The sequence below is a fragment of the Halarchaeum grantii genome, assembly GCF_014647455.2.
GTDB lineage: Archaea > Halobacteriota > Halobacteria > Halobacteriales > Halobacteriaceae > Halarchaeum > Halarchaeum grantii.
Genome location: NZ_BMPF01000001.1, coordinates 250,147 through 271,684, shown reverse-complemented (window position 1 = coordinate 271,684; position 21,538 = coordinate 250,147). Strand labels below are relative to the sequence as shown.

General features: G+C 70.5%; 28 protein-coding genes. 9 read left to right on the top strand and 19 right to left on the bottom strand.

Going from position 1 to position 21,538, the window contains the following annotated elements; genetic code table 11:
• Window positions 1–28 precede the first annotated feature (28 nt).
• From IEY12_RS01395 to IEY12_RS01375, 5 genes are all read right to left on the bottom strand, one after another.
• Entirely contained in the window at window positions 29–691 is a 663-nt protein-coding gene (locus IEY12_RS01395) for an ABC transporter ATP-binding protein (RefSeq protein ID WP_188877224.1), read from the bottom strand.
• On the bottom strand, window positions 688–1,893 hold the full coding sequence (locus IEY12_RS01390) for a CARDB domain-containing protein (protein WP_188877220.1): 1,206 nt from the start codon (window positions 1,891–1,893) through the stop codon (window positions 688–690). Before IEY12_RS01390 ends, IEY12_RS01395 begins: the two co-directional genes overlap by 4 nt.
• A gap of 252 nt (window positions 1,894–2,145) precedes the next feature.
• Window positions 2,146–2,559: a DUF8036 family membrane protein gene (locus IEY12_RS01385; RefSeq protein WP_229870825.1), complete on the bottom strand. Its 414-nt coding sequence runs from the start codon at window positions 2,557–2,559 to the stop codon at window positions 2,146–2,148.
• Window positions 2,549–2,842: an ArsR/SmtB family transcription factor gene (locus IEY12_RS01380; protein ID WP_123076218.1), complete on the bottom strand. Its 294-nt coding sequence runs from the start codon at window positions 2,840–2,842 to the stop codon at window positions 2,549–2,551. The genes IEY12_RS01385 and IEY12_RS01380 overlap by 11 nt, the downstream gene beginning before the upstream one ends.
• A gap of 42 nt (window positions 2,843–2,884) precedes the next feature.
• Entirely contained in the window at window positions 2,885–3,388 is a 504-nt protein-coding gene (locus IEY12_RS01375) for a PadR family transcriptional regulator (RefSeq protein WP_188877215.1), read from the bottom strand.
• Window positions 3,389–3,481: 93 nt separating this feature from the next.
• On the opposite strand from IEY12_RS01375, the gene IEY12_RS01370 reads away from it, so the two are divergent.
• Both IEY12_RS01370 and IEY12_RS01365 read left to right on the top strand, forming a co-directional pair.
• On the top strand, window positions 3,482–3,829 hold the full coding sequence (locus IEY12_RS01370; protein WP_188877211.1) for an ArsR/SmtB family transcription factor: 348 nt from the start codon (window positions 3,482–3,484) through the stop codon (window positions 3,827–3,829).
• Between the two features lie 91 nt (window positions 3,830–3,920).
• On the top strand, window positions 3,921–4,187 hold the full coding sequence (locus tag IEY12_RS01365) for a DUF7521 family protein (protein ID WP_188877195.1): 267 nt from the start codon (window positions 3,921–3,923) through the stop codon (window positions 4,185–4,187).
• Here IEY12_RS01365 and IEY12_RS01360 read toward each other — a convergent pair.
• Entirely contained in the window at window positions 4,184–5,497 is a 1,314-nt protein-coding gene (locus tag IEY12_RS01360; RefSeq protein WP_188877191.1) for an MFS transporter, read from the bottom strand. The genes IEY12_RS01365 and IEY12_RS01360 overlap by 4 nt on opposite strands.
• A gap of 192 nt (window positions 5,498–5,689) precedes the next feature.
• Between IEY12_RS01360 and IEY12_RS01355 the strand changes: the two genes are divergently transcribed.
• Window positions 5,690–5,974, top strand: a complete 285-nt coding sequence (locus IEY12_RS01355) for a DUF8113 family protein (RefSeq protein ID WP_188877188.1) — start codon at window positions 5,690–5,692, stop codon at window positions 5,972–5,974.
• A gap of 8 nt (window positions 5,975–5,982) precedes the next feature.
• Here IEY12_RS01355 and IEY12_RS01350 read toward each other — a convergent pair whose 3' ends face one another.
• From IEY12_RS01350 to IEY12_RS01340, 3 genes are all read right to left on the bottom strand, one after another.
• Entirely contained in the window at window positions 5,983–6,735 is a 753-nt protein-coding gene (locus IEY12_RS01350; protein WP_188877179.1) for a CehA/McbA family metallohydrolase, read from the bottom strand.
• Window positions 6,736–6,810: 75 nt separating this feature from the next.
• Window positions 6,811–7,704 (bottom strand): phosphoribosyltransferase HisG-related protein, encoded by an 894-nt coding sequence (locus IEY12_RS01345; RefSeq protein ID WP_188877171.1) that lies wholly within the window; start codon window positions 7,702–7,704, stop codon window positions 6,811–6,813.
• Between the two features lie 126 nt (window positions 7,705–7,830).
• Window positions 7,831–8,661, bottom strand: a complete 831-nt coding sequence (locus IEY12_RS01340) for an MBL fold metallo-hydrolase (protein ID WP_188877164.1) — start codon at window positions 8,659–8,661, stop codon at window positions 7,831–7,833.
• A gap of 327 nt (window positions 8,662–8,988) precedes the next feature.
• Between IEY12_RS01340 and dph2 the strand changes: the two genes are divergently transcribed.
• The 3 genes from dph2 to IEY12_RS01325 all read left to right on the top strand — a co-directional run bounded on the left by dph2 (window position 8,989) and on the right by IEY12_RS01325 (window position 11,212).
• Window positions 8,989–10,023 carry a diphthamide biosynthesis enzyme Dph2 gene (gene dph2 / locus IEY12_RS01335; RefSeq protein WP_188877131.1) on the top strand — a complete coding sequence of 345 codons (1,035 nt, stop codon included), beginning with the start codon at window positions 8,989–8,991 and terminating at the stop codon, window positions 10,021–10,023.
• A gap of 151 nt (window positions 10,024–10,174) precedes the next feature.
• Window positions 10,175–10,483: a DUF8173 domain-containing protein gene (locus tag IEY12_RS01330; protein WP_188877119.1), complete on the top strand. Its 309-nt coding sequence runs from the start codon at window positions 10,175–10,177 to the stop codon at window positions 10,481–10,483.
• 90 nt (window positions 10,484–10,573) lie between these two features.
• Window positions 10,574–11,212 (top strand): METTL5 family protein, encoded by a 639-nt coding sequence (locus tag IEY12_RS01325; protein WP_188877109.1) that lies wholly within the window; start codon window positions 10,574–10,576, stop codon window positions 11,210–11,212.
• Here the strand turns inward: IEY12_RS01325 and IEY12_RS01320 are convergent.
• The gene (locus IEY12_RS01320; protein ID WP_188877103.1) at window positions 11,203–13,002 is read right to left on the bottom strand and encodes a rhomboid family intramembrane serine protease; all 1,800 of its coding nucleotides are present in this window, start codon (window positions 13,000–13,002) and stop codon (window positions 11,203–11,205) included. The two genes, IEY12_RS01325 and IEY12_RS01320, sit on opposite strands and share 10 nt — an antisense overlap.
• Window positions 13,003–13,114: 112 nt before the next feature.
• Between IEY12_RS01320 and IEY12_RS01315 the strand changes: the two genes are divergently transcribed.
• Window positions 13,115–13,396 (top strand): DNA-directed RNA polymerase subunit L, encoded by a 282-nt coding sequence (locus tag IEY12_RS01315; protein ID WP_123076244.1) that lies wholly within the window; start codon window positions 13,115–13,117, stop codon window positions 13,394–13,396.
• A gap of 204 nt (window positions 13,397–13,600) precedes the next feature.
• On the opposite strand, the gene hisF is transcribed toward IEY12_RS01315, so the two are convergent.
• Together hisF and IEY12_RS01305 are read right to left on the bottom strand one after the other, a co-directional pair.
• Window positions 13,601–14,413: an imidazole glycerol phosphate synthase subunit HisF gene (gene hisF, locus IEY12_RS01310; RefSeq protein ID WP_188877088.1), complete on the bottom strand. Its 813-nt coding sequence runs from the start codon at window positions 14,411–14,413 to the stop codon at window positions 13,601–13,603.
• 69 nt (window positions 14,414–14,482) lie between these two features.
• Window positions 14,483–15,208, bottom strand: a complete 726-nt coding sequence (locus tag IEY12_RS01305; RefSeq protein ID WP_188877076.1) for a hypothetical protein — start codon at window positions 15,206–15,208, stop codon at window positions 14,483–14,485.
• Window positions 15,209–15,291: 83 nt separating this feature from the next.
• Between IEY12_RS01305 and IEY12_RS15810 the strand changes: the two genes are divergently transcribed.
• Window positions 15,292–15,426: a DUF7550 family protein gene (locus IEY12_RS15810; protein WP_268245991.1), complete on the top strand. Its 135-nt coding sequence runs from the start codon at window positions 15,292–15,294 to the stop codon at window positions 15,424–15,426.
• Here the strand turns inward: IEY12_RS15810 and IEY12_RS01300 are convergent.
• From IEY12_RS01300 to IEY12_RS01280, 5 genes are all read right to left on the bottom strand, one after another.
• Window positions 15,392–15,766 carry a hypothetical protein gene (locus IEY12_RS01300; protein ID WP_188877057.1) on the bottom strand — a complete coding sequence of 125 codons (375 nt, stop codon included), beginning with the start codon at window positions 15,764–15,766 and terminating at the stop codon, window positions 15,392–15,394. The genes IEY12_RS15810 and IEY12_RS01300 overlap by 35 nt on opposite strands.
• Before the next feature lie 47 nt (window positions 15,767–15,813).
• Window positions 15,814–17,952, bottom strand: coding sequence for a phosphoribosylformylglycinamidine synthase subunit PurL (gene purL, locus IEY12_RS01295; protein WP_188877028.1), 2,139 nt, complete (start codon window positions 17,950–17,952; stop codon window positions 15,814–15,816).
• Window positions 17,953–18,023: 71 nt separating this feature from the next.
• On the bottom strand, window positions 18,024–18,545 hold the full coding sequence (locus IEY12_RS01290; RefSeq protein ID WP_188877001.1) for a DUF7504 family protein: 522 nt from the start codon (window positions 18,543–18,545) through the stop codon (window positions 18,024–18,026).
• Entirely contained in the window at window positions 18,538–18,906 is a 369-nt protein-coding gene (locus tag IEY12_RS01285; protein ID WP_188876989.1) for a hypothetical protein, read from the bottom strand. Before IEY12_RS01285 ends, IEY12_RS01290 begins: the two co-directional genes overlap by 8 nt.
• Window positions 18,903–19,211: a hypothetical protein gene (locus IEY12_RS01280; protein ID WP_188876985.1), complete on the bottom strand. Its 309-nt coding sequence runs from the start codon at window positions 19,209–19,211 to the stop codon at window positions 18,903–18,905. Before IEY12_RS01280 ends, IEY12_RS01285 begins: the two co-directional genes overlap by 4 nt.
• A 113-nt stretch (window positions 19,212–19,324) precedes the next feature.
• Here IEY12_RS01280 and IEY12_RS01275 point away from each other — a divergent pair, with 113 nt between their 5' ends.
• The gene (locus tag IEY12_RS01275; protein WP_188876973.1) at window positions 19,325–20,008 is read left to right on the top strand and encodes a PHP domain-containing protein; all 684 of its coding nucleotides are present in this window, start codon (window positions 19,325–19,327) and stop codon (window positions 20,006–20,008) included.
• 12 nt (window positions 20,009–20,020) lie between these two features.
• On the opposite strand, the gene IEY12_RS01270 is transcribed toward IEY12_RS01275, so the two are convergent.
• Window positions 20,021–20,494 carry an NUDIX hydrolase gene (locus tag IEY12_RS01270; protein ID WP_188876962.1) on the bottom strand — a complete coding sequence of 158 codons (474 nt, stop codon included), beginning with the start codon at window positions 20,492–20,494 and terminating at the stop codon, window positions 20,021–20,023.
• Between the two features lie 55 nt (window positions 20,495–20,549).
• On the bottom strand, window positions 20,550–21,527 hold the full coding sequence (locus IEY12_RS01265) for a transcription initiation factor IIB (RefSeq protein ID WP_123076268.1): 978 nt from the start codon (window positions 21,525–21,527) through the stop codon (window positions 20,550–20,552).
• Window positions 21,528–21,538: the final 11 nt, after the last annotated feature.

The following is a 21,538-nucleotide window of genomic DNA, read 5'->3' as shown; positions in this document are numbered from 1 at the left end:
AGGACGCTCGGGAAGCGCCAGAGGAGGCTCACTGTACCACCCCGTCGACGATGCGGACGACGCGGTCGGCGTACGCCGCCATCTGCTCGTCGTGTGTGATCGCGACGATGGCGATGTTCTCCTCCTCCTTCAGTCGCGCCATCTCGTCGAGGATGGTGCGGCCGGTCGCCTGATCGAGGTTGCCGGTGGGTTCGTCCGCGAGGAGGACGTCCGGTTCGTTGATGAGCGAGCGCGCGATGGCGACGCGCTGCTGTTGGCCGCCGGAGAGCTCGTCCGGGGTGTGATCGAGGCGCTCGCCGAGGCCGACGCGTTTCAGGAGGGCAATCGCGCGCTCGTGTCGGTCGACGTCCGTGTCCCACATCGAGGGGAGTTCGACGTTCTCGACGGCGTTCAGCATCGGGAGGAGGTGGAAGTCCTGGAAGACGAACCCGAGCTCCGAGCGGCGCTCCTCGGTGCGTTCGTCCTCGCTCGCGTCCGTGACGTCGCGGCCGTCGAGGTGGACGGTCCCCTCGCTCGGCGCGTCGAGCAGGCCGATCATGTTGAGCATCGTGCTCTTCCCGCTCCCGGACGGGCCGGTGACGACGACCATCTCGCCGCGCTCGGCGTGGAAGTCCACGCCCTTCAGCGCGACGACGGTCTCCGGGCCGCTCTCGTAGCGCTTGACCACGGAGTCGAGTTCGATGACGCTCATTCGCGGTTCCAGAGGTAGTAGAGGCCGCCGCCGAGCGCGACGAGCACGGCGACCAGCCCGCCGAGGACGGGGCCGCTGGTGAGCGTGGCGGCGATGCCGCCGCTTCCGCTCGACGCCGGCGGGCCGCTCATCCCGCTCGGCGCACCCGACGCACCGGCGGACTGGTTCGTCGACGCGCCGCCGGTCGAGGCGACGCTGATGCTTTGTGTCGTCGTCACGCGCTCGCCGTCGACGAGGTAGGTGAGTTCGACGGGAATCGACGTGACGTCCCCGCTAACCGAGGCGTCGAGCTCGAAGGTCGCGAACTCGCTCGCGTCCACGGAGCCGACGAAGTACTCGCCGGCGCCGCCGGACGGCGCGACGCTCCCCGAGTCCTGCACGCTGACGAGGAGGGAGTCGACGTCCGTCCCGCCGATGTTCGCGGCGTCGCCGTCGAGCGTGACGGTCGACCCGCTCTGCGTCGCCTCGACGCCGGTCAGCCGGATCCGCCCGGTGACCTCGTGTTCGAGGGCGACGGTGCGCGTGGTCTCGTGCGTCTCGCCGTTCGCGGTGTAGCTCGCGCGGAACGTGACGGTGTCGGCGTCGTAGTCCTCGGTGTCGAAGGCGACGCTCCGGCTCTCGGCGGGGTCGACGTCGAAGGTGTACTGGCTGTCGAGGACGTCACCGTCCGCGAGCGTCTCGATGGTGACGTCGGTGAAGTTCACGTTTCCGTAGTTCGTCAGCGTCGCCGTCGTCTGCCCGGAGTCGTTCGTGGTCGTCGAGAGGCCGGCCTTCACGACGGGGTCCTCGACGTCGACCGACACCGGGTACTCGTAGCTCGTGTGCTCACCGTCGGCGTCGCGGACGGTGACGTGGACGGTGAGGCGCTGCTCGCCCGCGCTGTCGAAGGACGCCGTCAGCGGCACGGTGAGGGTGCTACCGGGCGCGATGGAGCCGACGTCAGTGGTGCGTCCGTACTCCGTCGAGCGTCCGGACTTCCGCAGGTAGACGGCCGTCACGTCGACGGTCCCGTTCGTGCTCGCGAGGTTCGAAATCGTCGTCTCGACAGTGACCGATTCGCCGGTCGTGGGGTCGTCCGGCGAGACGGTGACCGAGGAGAGCTGTACGTCCGGTTGGTCGGCGCTCACGGCCGTGACCGTCCCGGTGAGCGCGCTCGCGACGACGAGCACGGCGAGGGCGGCACTCCGCCACGTCCGTCTCACGCCCGCGTCACCTCCGCGAGGGCGACGGTCGGTGTCCGATGCGATGCGTCGGTGCCGCTCGGGTCGTGTGTCGCGAGCGGCGGGGTGATGGCTGGCGTCTGCACACTCGCCCGAACGACACGCCTCCTAAAGTCAAATTTCCGAGATTACGCCGGAGTTAGGCACAACGGAGGCACAAATTCGGCGGAGAAGTCGCGGCGTTCGGGGACGCGCGCGGCGCCGCGACGCCGAGCGCGCGACGCATCCCCGGACTTACGTCTGGCTCTGGTAGAAGAGAACGACGATGGCGACTGCCACGAAGACGTCCGGGAGGAAGCCGAACGGCCCGAGCGCCGGATGCGGTGGGAAGCCGAAGAGGAGCGCGACGAGCGGGTTCGCGGAGAGCGCGTAGAGCAGGAGCGCCAGACTCGTCACGAGGAGGCTGAGCGTGTACTTGTTCGGGAGGTCCCGGTAGACGTCGACGTACGCGGCGACGAGCGCGACGAGTACCGCGAGGTTGAACGTCGCGACGCCGAACTTCACGCGGACGAGCGTCTCCACGAGCGAGTTCGACAGCTCCGGTGGGAGCGGGACGCTCGGGACGAGGAGACCCGCGAGCGCGCCGCACACCCCCGCGAGCGCGACGACGAGCGCCGTCTTCGCCAGCGGTGTGACGTTACGCGTCATCGATGTCGATGTCGGCCTGTTCGGCGATCTCCTCGAGGATGTCGAGGTTCTCGGTCAGTGCGTCTGTGAGGAAGTACATCTTGCCGTAGTTGTCTCCGCGCGTCGTGACGACGTCGTTCTCCTCCAGCACCTCGAGGTGGTGCTGGACGGTCTTGTAGTTCAACTCGAGTTCGTTCGACAGCTGGTTCGTGTTCATCGGTCGGCGCTGGAGGGCGCGGACGATGCGTAGGCGGTTCTTCCCGCCACGCGACCCGCCGATGAGCCACCAGAGCAGCTGTCGCATTCCCTCGAAAATGGGCGACGAGCGAACGAAATAGGTACCGGTCTAGAAGAGGTCGCCGTCCGCCAGCGCGCGCTCGAGGAAGCGGCCGATCGCGAGGTGCTGGAGCATCGCCTCGCGCACGCGCGCCTCGGCTTCGGCGTCGTCCGAAATCGTGTACTCCTTCGTGCGCACCATCTCGCGGACGGCGACCGTGCCCTCGGCGTCCATGTCGTGGAGGCGCGGGTAGACGGTACCGGGGCTGAGCCGCGCGTCGAAGCGCTGGTCGAGGTCGTCCATCAGCTGCTTGCCGTGCGTCCCGTCGGCGCGCGCGGCGATGAGGACGAGGAGGAGTTCGTCGAGGCTGTGCTTGACGATGTCCTCGTCGAAGCGAAAGCCCTCGGCGTCCGCGTCCAGCGACACCAGCGCGTCCTCGAGCAGTTCGGTGGGACGCACGGTCGCCTCGTCGCTCGAGGCGTCGGCGTCGAGTTCGCGCAGCAGGCTCTCGACGGTAATCTCCTCGGGCGCCGACCCGGACGGTTCCACCGTCCCTCCCCAGTGCTCCTTCATGCGCCGTACGACGCCGCGCGGATAGTTAAGGAACGGAGAGTGGTTTCACGGTTTGAGAAAGCTTCATCTAGCGGGGTACCGACGACTCGAACAGTGTCACTCGTGGGGGCCGATGACCTACTCGACGCGCTCGGCGACCCGCGCGCCCGCGCGGTGCTCGCCGCCGTGAACGACGAGCCACGCTCCGCGAAGGAGCTCGCGGACGCGCTCGACGTCTCGCTCCCCACCGTCTATCGGCGCCTCGACGACCTGCAGTCCTGCGAGCTGGTCACCGCACGGACCGCCGTCGCGCCCGACGGTAACCACTACAAGCGCTACGCCGCGACGTTCGAGGAGCTCTCCGTCCGTCTCGAGGACGACGAGTACGTCGTCGAGGTCCGCCGCGAGGACGACCTCGCGGACCGCTTCAGCGACCTCTGGTCGGAACTCGGTGGTGAGTGATGCGGGGGCGAGCGCACGCGGACCACGGCGGCGCACCGACCCGACAGAAGGGGTACGTTTATGCGTTCCGTGACGAACGTCGAAGCGACCGATGACGCTCGCGAGCATCGTCCTCGTCGCGCTCCGCCTCGTGCTCTTCGCGCTCACGCTCGGCCTGACGCTCATCAGCTTTCAGGCCTATCGGCGCAACGGGACGCCGCGCCTCGAGTACGCCTTCATCGGCTTCGCGTTCGTCAGCATGGGCGTCGGACTGACCGTGCTCTCCGACCAGCTCCCGACCGGCCCCGTCTTCGAGATCGGTGCGACGCTCCCGTTCATCGTCGGGTTCGCGACGCTCTACGTCTCCCTCTACCGCTAGTCGCCCGCGACGGCCTCGGGGGCGTCGTCGTCGCGAACGGTGTCCTCGACCTGCGTGTGGACGAGTATCGCGCCGAGGAGGGCGAGGGCGCCGCCGAGGACGAACGGCGTCGCGTAGGAGATGGCGGCGAGCGCGCCGGAGACGAGCGGGCCGATGGCGACGCCGAGGCCGAACGCCATCGTGAGCACGGAGAGTTGGGTGCCGGACTGGCCGGCGCGCGCGTAGTCACCGGCGAGCGCCATCGCGGGCGCGAAGACGGCGGCGCCGGCGATCCCCTGCACGAAGCGCGCGACGATCATCATCCACGGTTCGGTGACGAAGCCCTGTGCGAGCGTCGCCGGCGCGAGCAACAGGAGGCCGCCGAGGACGAACGGCTTGCGCCCGTAGGTGTCGCTCGCGTCACCGATCGGGGCTTGGAGCAGGACCTGCGCGAGGACGAACGCCGCGAACTCGATGCCGAACAGGAACGCGGTCTGGTCGAGGCGGGCGTTCACCTGCGACTCGATGGCGGCGAGGAGCGCGATGCCGATGGCCATGAACAGCGAGGCGACGCCGAGCGTGAAGACGGGGTCGAGGAACTTCCCCTCGCGCTCGTGGTCGAGGACGGCGATCGAGAGGTCGTCGCCCGCGTCGGCCTCGACGGTCTCGGGGTCCTCGACGAGCAGCGTGACGAGGACGAAGCTGAGGAGCGCGCCGGCGGCGGCGATGGTGAACGCGGCGTTGTAGCCGGTGAGGGCGCCGCCGAAGTAGGGGCCGCTGTGGACGAGGCCGCCCGCGAAGATGGGGCCGAGGCCGAAGCCGAGCAGGCGGAAGGTGTTGAAGACGCCCATGTTGTTCCCACGGGTGTCGTCGGTGGCGAGTTCGTTCACGAGCGCGATGGTGGCGGGCACGGTGAACGCGACGCCGAAGCCTTGGAGCGCGCGAATGACGAACAGCTGGAGGTAGGTCCCCGCGAAGGCGTACGCGACGTTCGTCACGGCGAGGACGCCGAGGCCGAAGAGGACGAACGCGCGACGCTTCTGCGTCCGGTCCGACCAGCGCCCGGTGAACGGCTGGCCGAAGCTGTTCAGGAAGCCGAACATCGAGAGGACGACGCCGACCGCGAGGCTCTCCGCGAGCGTGACGTCGAAGCCGCCGATGCCGACGGTGACGCCGCTGGTCGCGCCGCCCGCGATGACGTCGCCGATGAACAGCGGGAGGACGACGATGAGGAAGGAGTTGCCGAGCGAGTCCATCGCTCGTGCGAGCGCGAGCACGAGAACGCGCCGGTCGACCGAGAAGAGCCGCCGAACGTAGCTGACTACGCCCATCGGCTTCCTCCGCGCAACGGCGCATCCGCTAGCCGGCTAGTGTCGGACACGTGGAGACCCATTTACTGAACACACGGTCAAGAGCGATTAAAAGTGGTTTGGATGCGGCACGCTCCGCGCGCGAGCCGCTGGCGAGCGCGCGGTTGCCACCGGGAGCCGTGGGCTTTTGAGCGCGCCACTCCATCGGTGCGTATGAGCGAGAGCGAGACGACGCAGTTCGAGGAGGTCCGCGAGCAGGCGACGGCGGCGCTCGAGCGCGACGACCTGACGTCCATCTACCTCGGGCTCCTCACCGACGACGGGGAGAACGAGTTCTTCTTCGGGAACGACACGGACGACCCGCGCGAGCTCCAGCAGACGGCGTCACGGCAGCTCGGAATGCTCTGTCGCGTGCTCGCGAACCAGTCCGACCTCACGGTCGAGCAGGTGGCCGACCTCGCCGCCCAGCGCGCGAAGGACCTCGGCGTCGAGCACTAACCGCGGAGCTAGCGCATCGATACCGGGTACGCGGGGACGAACGGCGCGCGCGACGTGACCGTGAAGACGCTCTTTCTGACGGCGCCCTTCGCGTACTGGCTGGCGCTCCGGCGGACGGGCGTGCGTCCGCCGTCGACGGCGGTCGCGCCGGTGCGGATCGCGTCGACGACGGCCTCGTAGTCGACGTTCGCGGGCGCGTCCGGGCCGGGGACCTCGACCTCGGTGTAGGCGCGCCCGACGTTCATCAGGTAGTGGGCGTCGCTCGAACCGATACCGGGGAGGCCGCGAGCGCGCGCGAAACGCCGCGCGCGGCGGTTCCGGTAGCCCGTGAACAGCATCGAGTTGTAGACCTCGACGGCGTCAACGGCGGGGTCAGCCGAGGGCTCGTCCGGGACGAGGTGGCGGCGCTTGACGCCGTGACGACTCCGCTGGAAGGGGTGTGCGGCGACCGCGACGCCGCCCAGTTCGCGGACGGCGTCGGCGGTCTCGCGATACCCCATCCCGGGGTCGGGGCACTCGGTGACGCCGATGGCGAGGAGGTGGCCGTGCTTCGTGGAGACCTCGACGCCGGGGACGCCCACCAGCCCGTAGTCGGGCGCGAGGCGGGCGGCGCGGAGCGACGCGTCGATCTCGTCGTGGTCGGTGATGACGACGCCGTCCAGACCGATGTCGGCGGCGTGCTCGAGGATGAGCTCCACGCGCTCGTGGCCATCGTAGGAGGCGTCCGAGTGGACGTGCGGGTCCAGTCGGAGAGTAGACATGGGCGGGAGTAGGAGGGCCGGACGTATAGCCTTGATTCCCGAGGACGTGCCGTGTTTGCAGGCGCCGCAGTCCGCTCAGGCGACCGGGAGCTCGGTGTCGACGTCGGCGGCGATCGCGTCGCGTACCGCCGCGAGCGCGTCCGTGCGCATCTCGCTCTCGTTCTCCATGAGGACGGTCTCGCTCGGGAAGAGGCGCTCGCCGAGCGAGAGGCCGTGCGCGCGCGCCGTCGAGCCGGTGACGGTGAGGTAGACGCCGAGGCCGGCGTCGGCGATCGCGGCCTCCTCCTCCTCTCCCTCCTCGGGGTAGACGAACTCCACGCCGTCGAGGGCGTCGAGGCCGATGACGGCCTCGACGAGGCGCTCGTAGCGCGGCGAGATGCAGAGCGCGCCCTCGTAGCCGTCGAGGAACGTCCGGTCGAGGGCGTCGACGCCGAGCGCGTCGCGGTCACCCATCAGCGTGTGGTAGACCGTGTCGCCGAGCCCGGTGACGACGCGGACGTCCGTGTCCTGCGGATCGATGCGCTCGTTCACGTCCGCGATCGACTGGAGGGGCTCCTCGCGGAGGCCGACGACCTCCTCGAGGACGAGGTCGGCGCTGTCGAAGCCGAGCGCGAACTCGTGTTTGCGCAGCGCACGGAACGGCTCCTCGCGTCCCACCAACCGAACGGGGACGTCCGCGACGTCGAGCGTGAGGCTGTCGAAGACGACGCGTCGGGGCTTGCCCGCCCGGTCGTCGCGCAGGAGCGTGTAGTCGGCCTTGTAGGGGTCCGTGGGGTCGCTGTACGCGGCGAGGCGCTCGTAGACGCCCGCGTCCGGCGTCGCCTCCCCCTTCGTCACGGCCTTCTCGTGGCGGAGCGTCTCGGTCACGTCGTCGACGACCCGCTGGGCGGACGGATGGCCCGCGAGCCGGTCCAAGACGGCTTCGAGCGGGCGGCCCTTGCGCGGGACGGCGACGGTGACTGGCTCCATCGTTGTCGGACACACGGGACGCGACGGCTTACAGATTGCGTGAGACACCTCCACACTGTCCGGCGCACGCCCGGCGGCGAGACGAAGCGCGCGACGGCGTGCGGGTTCGCGGCCGCTCGGCGCGCCTCAGAGGGTGATCCGGTCGCCGATCTCGACGATTTCGAGGTCGCGCGGGTACGCGAAGCTCTTCGCGTGGTGGTGGAGGACCGTCGGGTCCGCCGTCAGGCCCTTCCACATGTCGTAGTGCGTCGGGACGAGGCGGTCCACCCGGAGGTCGCTCGCGCACTCGATGATCTGGTTCTCGTCGTTGTACCAGCGCGTGCGGGCGGGCACGCCCGTCTCCTTGTCCGGGACGTTCCCGACGGTGCCGAACGCGAGCGCGGCCGCGTCGATGTCGAAGCGCTCGCCCACGTCGCTGAAGGAGTCGCTCGGCTTGCTGTCGCCCGCGTGGAAGAACGTCCCGGCGTCGTGCTCGAAGACGTAGCCGACCGGGTGGGTGGCGTCGGCGTCGGCGGTCTCGACGACGTGGACGGTGAACGACCCGACGTCGAAGGTGTCGCCCTCCGACGCCTCGACGAGCTGGTCGTCGCCGATGTCGTAGTCGACCTGCCAGTCCTCCTCGGCGACGACGTCGAGGGAGTCGTCCGGCGCGTAGTAGTCGGCGCCCGTGGCTTCGAGGATCGGCGCCTGGCTCTCCTCGTCGACGTGGTCGGTGTGCTCGTGGGTCGCGAACACCGCGTCGGCGCGCTCGACGTCGTCCGGGTCGAACGGCACCGGAATCATCCGAATCGTCCGCGGCGGACTGCCCGTGCCGACGTACGGGTCGACGAGCACGGTGGTGCCGTCGCTCGCCTTCAGTACGAAGCCGTTACAGCCGAGGTACCACGCGTCGACGCCGTCCGGGTCGGCGTCCGCGATCTCGCGGGGGAGCCAGTCGCCCCAGTCGCTCGTCGTCATGGACGGACGTGTGCGTGCGCCCGCCCTAAGCGTTCCGGGAGCGTCCCGTCCGCACTCCTCGGCGTCGAGCGCCCGAGTGTCGCTGTCGCGACAGCCCCTGTCGCGGAACGCGTCGGAGAACGCGCCGCTCTCGCTCTCCCTGGTCGAGACCGATTGCCGCTCGTTCGCCCTCGTTCACCGTCTCCTCCGACTGCCCCCATGCCCTCGGGTGAATCCCCGGCCGTGGCCGGGTACTCGGGCGGGTGCAAGTTCGCGCGTGGCCGCACGCGAGGGCAGCCGTCACCCGGAACGCCGAGGTTATACGGCGCGACGCAGTACACGAGGGCAATGAGTCAGGACGAGCGGTCGGCGGGCGACCTCCGGAACACTGGGATGTCGCTCAAGCACGACCGAACGTGGGACTACGAACTCGACCGCATCGTCGAGGCCGTCGAGGAGCGCGACGCCGAGAAGGTCGGCCTGCAGTTCCCCGAGGGGCTGAAGCGCCGCGCGCCGCACGTCGCCGACGACCTCCGGGCCCTCCTCCCGGACGACACGCGCGTGATGATCTCCGGGAAGCCCTGCTACGGCGCCTGCGACCTCGACACGTACATGATGCGCCGGACGGACGTCTTCGCCCACTTCGGCCACTCCCCGATGAAGGAGTCCGAGAAGATCATCTACGTCCCGCTCTTCTCGAACGTCGACGTCCTCCCGATCATGGAGGAGTCCCTCGAAGAACTCGAGAAGGGCGACGTCGGCCTCGTCACGACCGCCCAGCACATGAACAAGTTCGACGAGATGCGCGAGTACTTAGAGGAGCGGGGCTTCGACGTCCACACGCGCCGGGGCGACGAGCGCCTCACCCACGAGGGACAGGTCCTCGGCTGTAACTACGCCTCGGCGGACATCGACGCCGACCAGATCCTCTACGTCGGCGGCGGGAAGTTCCACCCGCTCGGGCTGGCGATGGAGCACCCCGACAAGGACGTCGTCATCGCGGACCCCGTGAACAACGTCGTGACGCTCGCGGACACGGAGAAGTTCATGAAGCAGCGCTACGCCGCGGTCCACAAGGCGATGGACGCCGAGGAGTGGGGCGTCATCTTCTGCACGAAGATCGGGCAGGGTCGCTGGGAGACCGCGAACGAGATCGTCGAGAACAACGAGAACGCCTACCTTCTGACGATGGACGAGGTGACGCCCGACCGGCTGACGAACTTCGGGCTCGACGCCTACGTCAACACCGGCTGTCCGCGCATCACGACCGACGACGGCCCGCAGTTCAAGCAGCCCATGCTCACCCCCGGCGAGTACGAGATCGCGGTCGGGAACAAGGACCTCGACGAGCTCTCCTTCGACACCTTCCACGGGACGTGGTGAGCGCCGGTCCGTAGGACCGACGGCACCGCGAACGACCGTCGAAGCGGTACACGAATCGCGGGACGGGCGCGGGGCCGGACGCGGCGCGTGCGTGCGAGCGGCGGGTGCACGCGACGCCCGCAATCGCTTTGCCCCCGCCCTCGATAGCGGCATGGACCTCCTCGTTCTCCCGCTCCAGCAGGTCGACCCGTTCGGCGTACAGCAGTCGCTCGGCGTCGCCGGGCGCGCCGTCGCGGCGTTCCTCGGAACGCTCATCGTCGGCGCCCTCCTGCTCGCGTTCGTCGAGGAGTGGTTCGAGCGCCTGCTCGGCGTCGTCGACGACGCCCCGGTCCCGTCGTTCCTCTGGGGCATCGGGACGCTCGTCGGCGGCCTCATCAGCTTCGTCATCAGCAGTATCGGCGTCGGCGTTCACGAGAGCGAAGCTCTCGTTAGCCAACCGGAACGCTTTGCGTTCCGGTGATGCCAGCGTCCATACGCTGTACCGCAGGTACGACGAGTCGGCGTAGGCGACACCGACGCGGCTTTCCACGCGGACCCACTTTCACTCGGTATGAAGCGCGCGCTCGAGCAGCGACTCGCGGCCGTCGAGGGCTTTCGCGACCCCGACGTGACGCGCGAGCAGTACCCGACGCCCGCGGACCTCGCGGCGCACGTCCTCCACACCGCAGACCTGCAGGGCGACCTCGCCGGGACGGTCGTCGACCTCGGGACGGGAACGGGGATGCTCGCGCTCGGCGCAGCCCTCCGCCGCCCGTCACGCGTGGTCGGTATCGACGTCGACCCGGGCGCGCTCGCGGTGGCGCGCGAGAACGAACGCCGCCTCAGCCCCCCGCAGTCGGTCGCGTGGGTGCGCGGTGACGCGACCCGCCTCCCGCTCTCCGTCGGTGCCGACGCCGTCGGCGACGTTGACCCGACGGTGGTGATGAACCCGCCGTTCGGCGCGCAGTACGGGAACCGCCACGCGGACCGGCGCTTCCTCGCGGCGGCCGCCGACCTCGGCGGCGTCTCGTGGTCGATCCACAACGGCGGGAGCCGCGAGTTCGTCGAGTCCTTCGCGGCCGACGAGGGGGGCGCGGTGACGCACGCGTTCGCGGCGGAACTCGACCTCGCCAACCGGTACGACTTCCACACCGCAGAGCGCGAGGCCCTCGACGTCGAGGTCTTCCGCATCACGTGGGCCTACCCGTAGGTCTCTCTGGTGGCGACGGTGACGCGGGTCGCGCCGTCGCTCGCGACGACGCGCGTGCCGTCGCGCGCGAAGGTGAGGCCGCCGGCGCGCGTCGTCGCGTTCGCCGTGGGTATCGCCGCCCTATCGAGCGTCGCGTTCGCGCGCGTGACGACGAGCGAGAAGTTCTCGTGGGTCGCGCCGACGGTGACGTTTCGGCCGTCGAGCGTGAGCGCGGCGGTGGCGTTCCCGGACGCGTAGACGGGGTGCCACGCGCCCGTGGCGTTCGTCATCGCGACGCGGTAGACGGTGGGGGCGCCGACGGGCGTCCAACCGGTGCGTCTGACGCCGATGCGCTCGCTCCAACCGACGCCGCCGACGCGGACGGTGTCGTAGCCGGAGAACGCGAGCGACCCCGTCGAGATGGCCTGCGTCCAGAGGTGTCTGTCCGCGTTCGAGACGATGACGCCGCTCGCGTTGACGCCCGTGGACTCGTTGAGGAGCTCGATGTCGATGGCGCCGACGCGCTCGTTCGGGACGTCCTCGGCGTAGGTGACGGTGTAGTCGCGGACGTGGACGGCGTCGTCGGCGTTCGCGGGCGGGCCGTCGGCGACGGTGGTGAGGTTGACCGGGACGGCGACGACGGCGGTGACGAGGAGCGGGAAGAGGAGGCAGAGCGCGCCGACCTGTCGGCGGGTGACGCCGAGGTCAACGCGCGCGGAGAGCGGGCGGGCGCGCGCGCGGACGCCGGCGGCGACGAGGAGGCCGAGCGCGACGACGAAGAGGACGCCGAGGCCGCGATAGAGGACGTAGGTGGCGGGGCCGCGATACCACCAGATGGCGTAGAGGGGGACGCTCGCGGCGTAGACGATGGTCGCGCCCCAGAGGCGGAACGCGCCGGGGCGTTCGTCGCGGGCGGCGACGAGGAGCGCGCCGCAGAGCACCCCCAGAAAGACGCCGGTCGCGTGGCCCTGGACGGCGACGCCCGCCCACCACGGGCCGCCGTAGGAGGGGCCGGCGGACGCGACGACGATGGGGTCGCGCAGGGCGTAGTAGACGGTGGAGGCGAAGCCGCTCGCGGCGGTGGCGGCGACGGTGGCGACGGGGTAGCGCGTGAGCGCGAACGCGCCGAAGGCGAAGACGACGCCCGAAAAGCCGATTATCGGGCCCCACGCGAGGACGCTCGTGGCGACGGCGACGGCGGCGACGGCGAGCGGGAACGCGAGGACGCGCGCGTAGGGGTTCGTCCGGAGCGAGGAGAACGTCGTGTCGCCGCGCCGGCGCGGGTAGTGACTCCACGCGTACTCGGCGAGCGGCGCGTAGACGAGCGTCCCGAGGAGGTTCCCGGTGACGTGCCCGAGACCGGAGTGCGCGAACGGCGCGGTGAGCACACCGAGCGGGTAGAGGTAGGACCACGAGGTGAAGGGGAGCGAGAGCGGGTCGTAGGGGTGGGCCCATCCGCCCTGGACGAGCCAGTAGAAGCCCGCGACGCCGAGGACGCAGAGGAGGGTGCCCCACGGGACGCCGAGGAGGAAGCGCGCGCGGAGGCGTCTCCCCCACGCGTTCGTCACGCCGTCGAGGGCGCGGACGAGGGCGAGCGAGCAGAGCGCGACGAGCGGGACGGCGGCGGCGAGCGCGGTGTCGAGCGGGAGGCCGAGCGCGGCCGCGACGCCGAGGCCGACGAGCGGCCCGGCGGGGAGGCCGGCGCGCAGCGCGGTTCCGGGACGGACGGCGCGCAACGCGACGAGCACGACGACGAGGCCCCAGCACGCCACGGCGGCGGACGCGCCGGCGACGAACGCGGGCGAGACCATATCCGCGTCTCGCCGCGCGTGCCCTTAAACGCCCGCGAGTTGCCTGCGCGGCGACGCCGATGTCGTCGCGGGGGACCGCAATGTTGAAACGGCGCAGAACCAACTCTAAGACATGGATCTCCGGGTCGTCGAACAGCAGGAGACGGAGCTGACTATCGAGATCGCGGGCGAAGACCACACCTTCATGAACGTCCTGAAGGGCGCGCTGCTGGAGCTCGACGACGTCGCCGCCGCGACGTACGACCAGAACCCCGAGCAGTCCGGTGGCCAGACCGAGCCCATCCTGACGCTGAAGACGGAGGGCGCGGACCCCATCGACTGCCTCGAACAGGGCGCGGCGCTCGTCGACGAGCAGATGAGCGAGTTCCGGACGGCGTTCGAAGCGGCTCGGTAGGCCGCGCGACGTCGAATCGGAGCGCTTCTCTCGTACTCGTCCGTCCTCGGGAGCGACGCGTCCGCGACGAGCGCGGCCACGACGGCCGGGCCGCGAGCCGGTCGGGGCGCCTCGGGTGTGAGTTACCGGCGTCGGCGCGCACGCACCCGTAGACGAAGAACGCGGCGCCGTCTCCGGCGCGCGCCGCGCCGTGTCGGGCGTGGCTTACAGCCGGACCGGAACCCCGTGTTCGTCGAGGTACTGCTTGACTTCCTCGATGGTGTACTCCTCGAAGTGGAAGATGGACGCGGCGAGCGCGGCGTCCGCGCCCGACTCGAAGGCCTCGCGCATGTGCTCGGGTTCGCCACAGCCGGAGGAGGCGATGACGGGCGTGGAGACGGCGTCGCAGACCGCGCTCGTGAGCGGGAGGTCGTAGCCGTCCTTCGTGCCGTCCATGTCGATGGAGTTCACGAAGAGCTCGCCCGCGCCGCGTTCCTCGGCCTCCTCGGCCCACTCGACGACGTCGATGCCGGTGCCCTCGCGCCCGCCTTTCACCGTGCACTCGAACCAGCAGGACTCCCCGTCGACCCGCTCGTAGTGCTCGCCCTCGTCGTCGAAGCGCCGGCGCGCGTCCACGCTGATGACGATGCACTGACTGCCGAAGGCGCGCGCACCCTCCGTGATGAGTTCGGGGCGCTGTAGGGCGCCCGTGTTGATGGAGACCTTGTCCGCGCCGGCGCGCAGCGTCTCCTTGATGTCGTCGGTATCGCGGATGCCGCCGCCGACCGTGAGGGGGATGAACACCTCGTCCGCGACGTTCTCCACGACGTTCAACATCGTGTCGCGGCCCTCCGCGCTCGCCGTGATGTCGAGGAAGACGAACTCGTCCGCGCCCGCCTCGTTGTACTTCTTCGCGAGCTCGACGGGGTCGCCCGTGTACTCGAGGTCCTCGAAGTTCACGCCCGTGTAGACCGCCGCGTCCCCGTTCTCGTCGAGGTCCACGTCGATACACGGGATGACGCGCTTCGTGAGAGTCATACCGAGTAGTACGAAACCACCCCCTGAAAAGGTGTCTGACTCACCGGGGTGTCGTCCCGTGGCGTCGGCCTATGTGAGCGTGACTGCCGTGACGTCGCTCGCGGTGACACCCGACACCGATCCGTCGCGGAGCGAGAGCGTCACGCCGTACGTCCACGTTGCGGAGGACGCGCCCGCCGTCTCTCCCGCACTCGCGGACGCCTCCGTCGTCGCGCGGTAATCCCCGTCCGGGAAGCAGGCGTCGCGTCCCAACGTGTAGGCGTCGTAGGCGACGTTCGCGGACTCGCCCGGGGCGAGCGTCCGCGTGAACGCGATGGCGTTCACCGCGAAACTCCCGGTGACGCGCCAACAGCCGTCGATTCTGTTCTCGGGCGGAAGGGAGGTCGTCGACGCGTTCGTTCGGTCGGTCTCGACGCCGTGCACGTGCTGGCGGGCGTCCCCGTCGACGGGGTAGCAGAACAGTTCGGCGTCGCCTTTCGCCGCGCGCATCATCGTCACGGAGAGCGGCGGCGCGAACCCACAGGTGAGCGTGAACGGCTCGTCGGAGACGTTCGTCAACGTCGCGCTGAAGCGGGGCGGGTGGTCGTCCGTCAGGTCCCGCACCAGGTTCGCCTCGAACCGCGCGGCGTCTGTGGAGGGCGCGGTCCCGGACGTCCCGGTCGTCGACGAGGTGTCGGTGGCCGGCTCCCCCTCCGTCGGCGACGTGCTGGTCGTGTCCGGTCCGCTACACCCGGCGAGACCCGCGAGCGCGGACGCGCCCGCGGCGGCGAGATACCGTCGTCTGCTGGAGGGCATCGTGTCGTCCAGTGCGCGACGCCGGCATACGTCTCGTGGCCCACTCCGAAAACGGAAAGTGCCTCCTCGCCGCGTGGGCGCGTATGGACACGACACACGAGGGCCGGACGACGTCGCCGATGCAGTCCTACTCGAAGACGCAGGTCGCCTACGGAGGGGTCGTCCTCGCGGTCGGGGCACTCCTCACGTACGTCCTCCCGCTCGCGTTCGGGCTCTGAGGAGCGCGCCGCCGAGCGCGGTCGCCCACGCCGCGACGACGAGCGCGAGCGCCGCCGACGGTGCGAGGGCGGCGCCCGCGACGTACCCGACGCAGAGCGTGAGAAGGAGGACGAGCCACGCGCCCGTGGCGGCGGGGAGTCCCTCGCGCGCCTCCGCGAACGCGAGGACGATTCCGCCCGCGAGACCGCCGAGTGCGCCGCCCACGAGGTCGGCGGGCGCGAACGCGGGGAGCGCCCCGCCCCAGACGCCGACGTGGACGTAGCCGGTGACGAGGAGCGCGATGCCGACGGCCCACGCGAGCGTTCGCGTCGCCGAGTCCGTGTCCCTCCAGCGTGCCATGCCGACTCTCGCGTCGCCGAGCGGCAAAAAGGCGGCCGTCGTCGCCGTCAGTCCATCGCCGCCGCGATGGTCTCGCGGAACGCCGCGACGTCGGCGTGGTCGTACGCGACCGTCTCTTCGCCCACGTCGAGCGTGAGCGTGCCGGAGGCGTCGCTTTCGCCGAGTTCGACGACGTCTGCGACGCCGTCGAACGCCGCTTTCACGCCCTCGGGGTCGGTCGTCTCGACGACGGCGCGACCCGGGGCCTCGGAGAAGAGCGCGTCGAGCGACGGCACCGCGACGGCCGCGCCCGCGGACTCGGTGAGGCCTTCGGCGAGCGCGACGGCGAGGCCGCCGTCGCTGACGTCGTGGACGGCCGTGGTGTGGTCGTCGCCCGCGACGGCGGCGAGCGCGTCGACGACGGCCCCGGCGTCCCCGGGGAGGTCGGGGAAGGCGTCGGTGCCGCCGAACTCGGCGAGGAGTTCGGAGCCGCCGAGTCCCTCGTCGTGGCCGCCGACGAGGAGGAGCGTCCCGCCGCCCGCGAAGGCGGTGCCGGGCGCGTCCAGCGAGTCGGTAGTGCCGAGGACGGCGAGCGTCGGCGTCGGCGGGATCGGCCCCGCGTTCGAGTCGTTGTAGAGCGAGACGTTCCCGCCGACCACGGGCACGGAGAGGTCGCGACAGCCGTCCGCGAGCCCCTCGACCATCGCGCCGAACCCGCCGTAGACGTCGGCCTTCTCGGGGTTCCCGCCGTTGAGGCAGTCGACAGCGGCGACCGGGGTGGCGCCGACGGCGGCGAGGTTCGTCGCGTTCTCGACGGCGGTGGCGTAGGCGCCCGCGTAGGGCTCGCAGGCCGTCCAGTTCGGGTTCGCGCCTGCAGCGAGCGCGATGCCGGGCGCGTCGGCGGTGTCGACGCCGGCGTCGGCGAGTTCGTGGAGCGCGAGGAGCGCGCCGTCCTCGCCGGGCCGGACGGCGGTGCGCGCACCGACCTCGTGGTCGTACTGCCGGTAGACCCAGCGCTTCGAGGCGGCGTTCGGGCTGGCGACGACGGCCTCGAACGCGTCCGCGAGCGCGGGCAGGTCGTAGTCGGTCGCGGGCGTCTCCGGCTCCGTCATCGGGAGGTCGTTCAGGGGCGCGCCGTCGGCGAGGAACTCTGCGGGCGCGTCGACGACGACGTCGCCGTCGAACTCGCAGACGTAGCGGCCGTCGGCGGTGACTTCACCGATGTCCGAGCAGCCGAGGTCGTACTTCTCGGCGACCTCGGCGACGGCCTCGACGTTTCCGGGCGCGACCTCGTAGACCATGCGCTCTTGGGACTCGGCGAGGAGGATCTCGGTCTCGTTCATCCCGGGTTCGCGCTGGTGGACGTCGTCGAGGGTGAGCCGACAGCCGAGGTGGCCCTTCGCGACGAGCTCGCAGGACGCACCCCCTAAGCCGGCGGCGCCGAGGTCGCGCGCGGAGACGACGAGGCCGGCGTCGACGAGTTCCTCGTTCGCCTCGATGAGGCGCTTCTCCGCGTAGGGGTCGCCGACCTGTACGGCGGGGCGGTCCTCGGTCTCGGCGTCCTCCGCGAGGTCCTCGGAGGCGAAGGACGCGCCCCCGAGGCCGTCGCGGCCCGTGCTGTTGCCGACGAGGAGGAGTCGGTTGCCGGGGCGCTGGGCTTCGGCGGTGACGAGGCGGTCGGGACTGAGGAGGCCGACGCAGGCGACGTTCACGAGCGGGTTGCCCTCGTAGCCCTCGTGGAAGGAGGTGCTCCCCGCGACGGTGGGGACGCCGATGGCGTTCCCGTAGTGGCTGATGCCCTCGACGACCCCCTCGAGGAGGTAGCGCGAGTGCTCGCGCTCGAAGTCGCCGAAGTAGAGGCAGTCGGCGAGCGCGACCGGGTACGCGCCCATCGAGAGGGTGTCCCGGACGATGCCTCCGACGCCGGTGGCGGCGCCGTCGAACGGGTCGACGTACGAGGGGTGGTTGTGGGACTCGACGCCGAAGGTGGCGTAGACGTCCTCCCCCACTTCGACGACGGCGGCGTCGTCCCCGGGCCCGATCACGACCTCCTCGCTCTCCGAGTCGAAGGCGGAGAGCAGGGGTAGCGACGAGCGGTACGCACAGTGCTCACTCCAGAGGTTCTCGAACAGCGCGGCCTCGGCGCGCGTCGGATCCCGGCCCAGTTCGCCGACGACGCGTTCGCGGTCCGACTCGGCGAGAGTCATTCAACTACGTGTACCGATAGGGGCCATTAATGCGTTTCCATATGCACGTTCGTGCGGGCGACGGGGCGCGCTCAGCGCTCGACGGCGGCGTCCATCGTCCCGCGAATCGACGCCGCGACGCCGTCGTCCATCACGCCGTTCGTCACGCGGTAGAGGCCGGTCGCGTCGGCCTCCCGGGTCGCGTTCACGAGCGTGGAGACGAACCGGTAGAGCTGCTCCGCGTCCGTGTACATCGAGAGCGTGCTGAGGTCGTCGAAGACCACCCACCCGCCCGAGTCGACGTACGAGAGTGCGTTCGAGAACTGGATGCTGAGCCCGGTCAGGTCGCTCGGACGCACGCGGTCGGCGACCCAGAGCGGGCCGTCGTAGCTGACGTCCGAGCCCGTGACGGGGATGACGCCGACGCGTCGCGGGTCGTAGCCGCGCTCCCTGACGGCGCTCTCCGTTCGCCCCGGCGCCCCGTTCGTCTGCACGACGAGCAGGTTCTCGAACGCCGACTCCGGGAGGTGGGCGAGCGCCCGCCCGTGCGGGGGGAGCGCGGCGAGCACCTGCGAGCCCGATTCGGGCGGGTGGATGGGTGGGCCGTCAGGCATCCTCGAACCCTCCCGCGTCGTCCTCGACCTCGTCCACCGGCTCGAATCGGTCGTCCGTCCGGACGAAGTCGCGCGCGAAGTACCACATCGCGCCGACGGCGAGCGTCGCGGCGAGCGCGTAGCCGGACTGCGCGAGAATCTCCAGCGCGCGCGGGCGCCAGACCTCGGCCATCTGTGCGAGGTCGAGCGTGGCGCCGAGCGCGAGCGCGGCGAGCGTCGTGGTGAGCCACCGGACGCCCTCCGGATAGAGGAAGGTGTCGGCGGAGCGCGCGAGGACGGCGCCGAGCACGAGCGCACACCCGACCACGACGACCACCTGCACCCCGAACACCGCGAACGTGGCGGTTTCGAGGAGCGTCATCGGCTCGCCCCCCGCCGAAGCGTCGTGATTCGGTACGTCGAGAGCACCACGGCGCCCGTCGTGACGGTCCAGCAGACCGCCGACACGAGGAGGTACGTCGCTTCGGGGACGGCTCCCTCGATGCCGGTCGTCACGAGGATGCTCGCGAGGAGCACCGGAATCGGTTCGAGGACGCGCCCCCACGGCGTCCCCGCGTAGCCGCGATACGCGATCAGCGAGAGGACGAACGCGACCGCGCTCAGTATCAACTGGAGGTTGAGGAGGAGGCCGACGAGGACGGCCGTCGGCGTGGCGGCGGCCGTCATCGCCGACCAGTCCTGTCTCCGTGCTGATGCATATTCCCCGCGAGGTGTCGGGGTCACGTAATTGTTGCGACGAGACCGGCGTGTTTTTGCCGCCGCGTACCGAAGCGCCGTCCGTGCTGTCGGTCGAGCTCCACTCCCACTCGTCGCTCTCCTACGACGGCCGCGACCCGGTCGAGATGCTCCTCGAGCAGGCCGCCGCCGTCGGGCTGGACGCGCTCGCCGTGACCGACCACGACGAGTACGACGCCAGCGCCCGCGCCGCCGAACTCGCGCCCGACTACGGCCTCGTCGGCATCCCGGGCATGGAGGTGACGAGCGCCGCCGGCCACGTCCTCGCGCTCGGCATCGAGGAGCCCGTGCCGGCGGGTCGCCCCTTCGGGGAGACGCTCGAGGCGATCCGCGACGCGGGCGGCATCGCCGTCGTCCCCCACCCCTTCCAGGAGTCCCGGAGCGGCGTCGCCGCGAACGTCACGCGCGAGACGCTCGCGTCCGCGGACGCCATCGAAGTCTACAACTCCCGGCTCCTCACCGGGCGCGCGAACCGGCAGGCCGAGACGTTCGCGCGCGACCACGGCCTCCCGATGACCGCCGGCTCGGACGCCCACATCGCCGAGATGGTCGGGCAGGCGGTCACGCGCGTCGACGCCGACGAGCGCACCCTCGAGAGCATCCTCGATGCGGTCCGCGCCGGCCGGACGAGCGTCGAGGGCCAGCGCACGCCGTGGCGCATCAGCTTCCGGCAGGCCGCCGGGGGCGCGAAACGCCGCGTGAAGAACCGCCTGCGCGAGTTCTTCTGAGGTCCTCCTGCCCTACTCCTCGCCCTCGACGGCCGCGATGGCCTCCCGGCCGATGCGGACGACCTCCTCGCCGAGGTCCGCCTCGCCCAACTCGGCCGGCGTGAACCACTCCCAGTGCTCGGCGTCGCGCTCGTCGCCCCGCGGCGTCACGTCGCGCGAGTCCACGCGGGCGAAGTAGACGAAGTCGACGTGCTGGTGGCCGACCTCGCCGCCCTCGTAGGCGTGGATGTCCTCGAGGAGGAAGTGCGCGGGCTTCGGGAGCGAGCGCACGACCCCGGTCTCGACCTCGGGTTCTGCGAGGAGGAGCGTCGGGTCGAGGCCGGTCTCCTCGCGGACCTCGCGCTCGGCGGCGCGATGCGGGAGTTCGTCGCGCTCGACGTGCCCGCCGGGCGGCAACCAGAGGCCGAGGCGGTCGTGCTCGTGGAGCGCGGTCGCCCCGTCGCAGACGATGTAGGCGGTGGCGGTGTAGTGTCGGGTCGTCTCCATACCTACGCGGGCACGCACGAGGGCCTAACGTCTGTCGGAGTCGAACGGGAGAGAATCAGGCTTCGACGGGAACGTCGTCTTGGGCCTCTAAGAGCTCGTGATAGCGGTTGCGGATGGTCACTTCGCTGATGTTCGCCACCTCGCTCACCTGGTTCTGCGTCACGCGCTCGTTCGTGAGGAGGCCGGCCGCGTAGACCGCAGCGGCGGCGAGGCCGACCGGCGACTTCCCGGAGTAGATGCCCTTCTCCTTGGCGGCCTCGAGCAGGTCGCGGGCCTGGCGTTCGACCTCGTCACCGAGGTCGAGGTCGCTGACGAATCGCGGGACGTAGCTCGTCGGGTCGGCGGGTGCGATCTCGAGTTTGAGCTCGCGGACGACGTAGCGGTAGGTGCGCGCGATCTCGTCCTTGTCGACGCGCGAGACGTTCGTCACCTCGTCGAGCGAGCGCGGCGTGTTCGCCTGCCGGGCGGCGGCGTAGAGTGCGGCGGTGGCGACGCCCTCGATGGAGCGGCCCGGGAGGAGGTCCTCGTCGAGCGCGCGGCGATAGATGACCGACGCCGTCTCCCGGACGTTCTTCGGGAGGCCGAGGGCGGAGCTCATACGCTCGATCTCGCCGAGCGCCTGCTTCAGGTTCCGCTCCTTCGAGTCGCGGGTACGGAAGCGCTCGTTCCAGGTGCGGAGGCGCTGCATCTTCTGGCGTTGGCGGCTCGAGAGGGAGTTGCCGTAGGCGTCCTTGTCCTGCCAGCCGATGTTCGTCGAGAGGCCCTTGTCGTGCATCATGTTCGTCGTCGGCGCCCCGACGCGCGATTTCTGGTCCTTCTCCTGGGAGTTGAACGCCCGCCACTCGGGCCCGCGGTCGATGTCGTCCTCCTCGACGACGAGGCCGCACTCCGAGCAGACCGTCTCCCCGTGCTGTTCGTCACTGACGAGGTCGCCGCCGCACTCGGGGCAGACGAGTTCGTCCTCGCTCGACCGCTCGCGCTCCTGTTCGTCCGATTCCGTCCGCCGTCGCTCCCGTGTGCGTGAGTCACTCATACTGTGTGAGG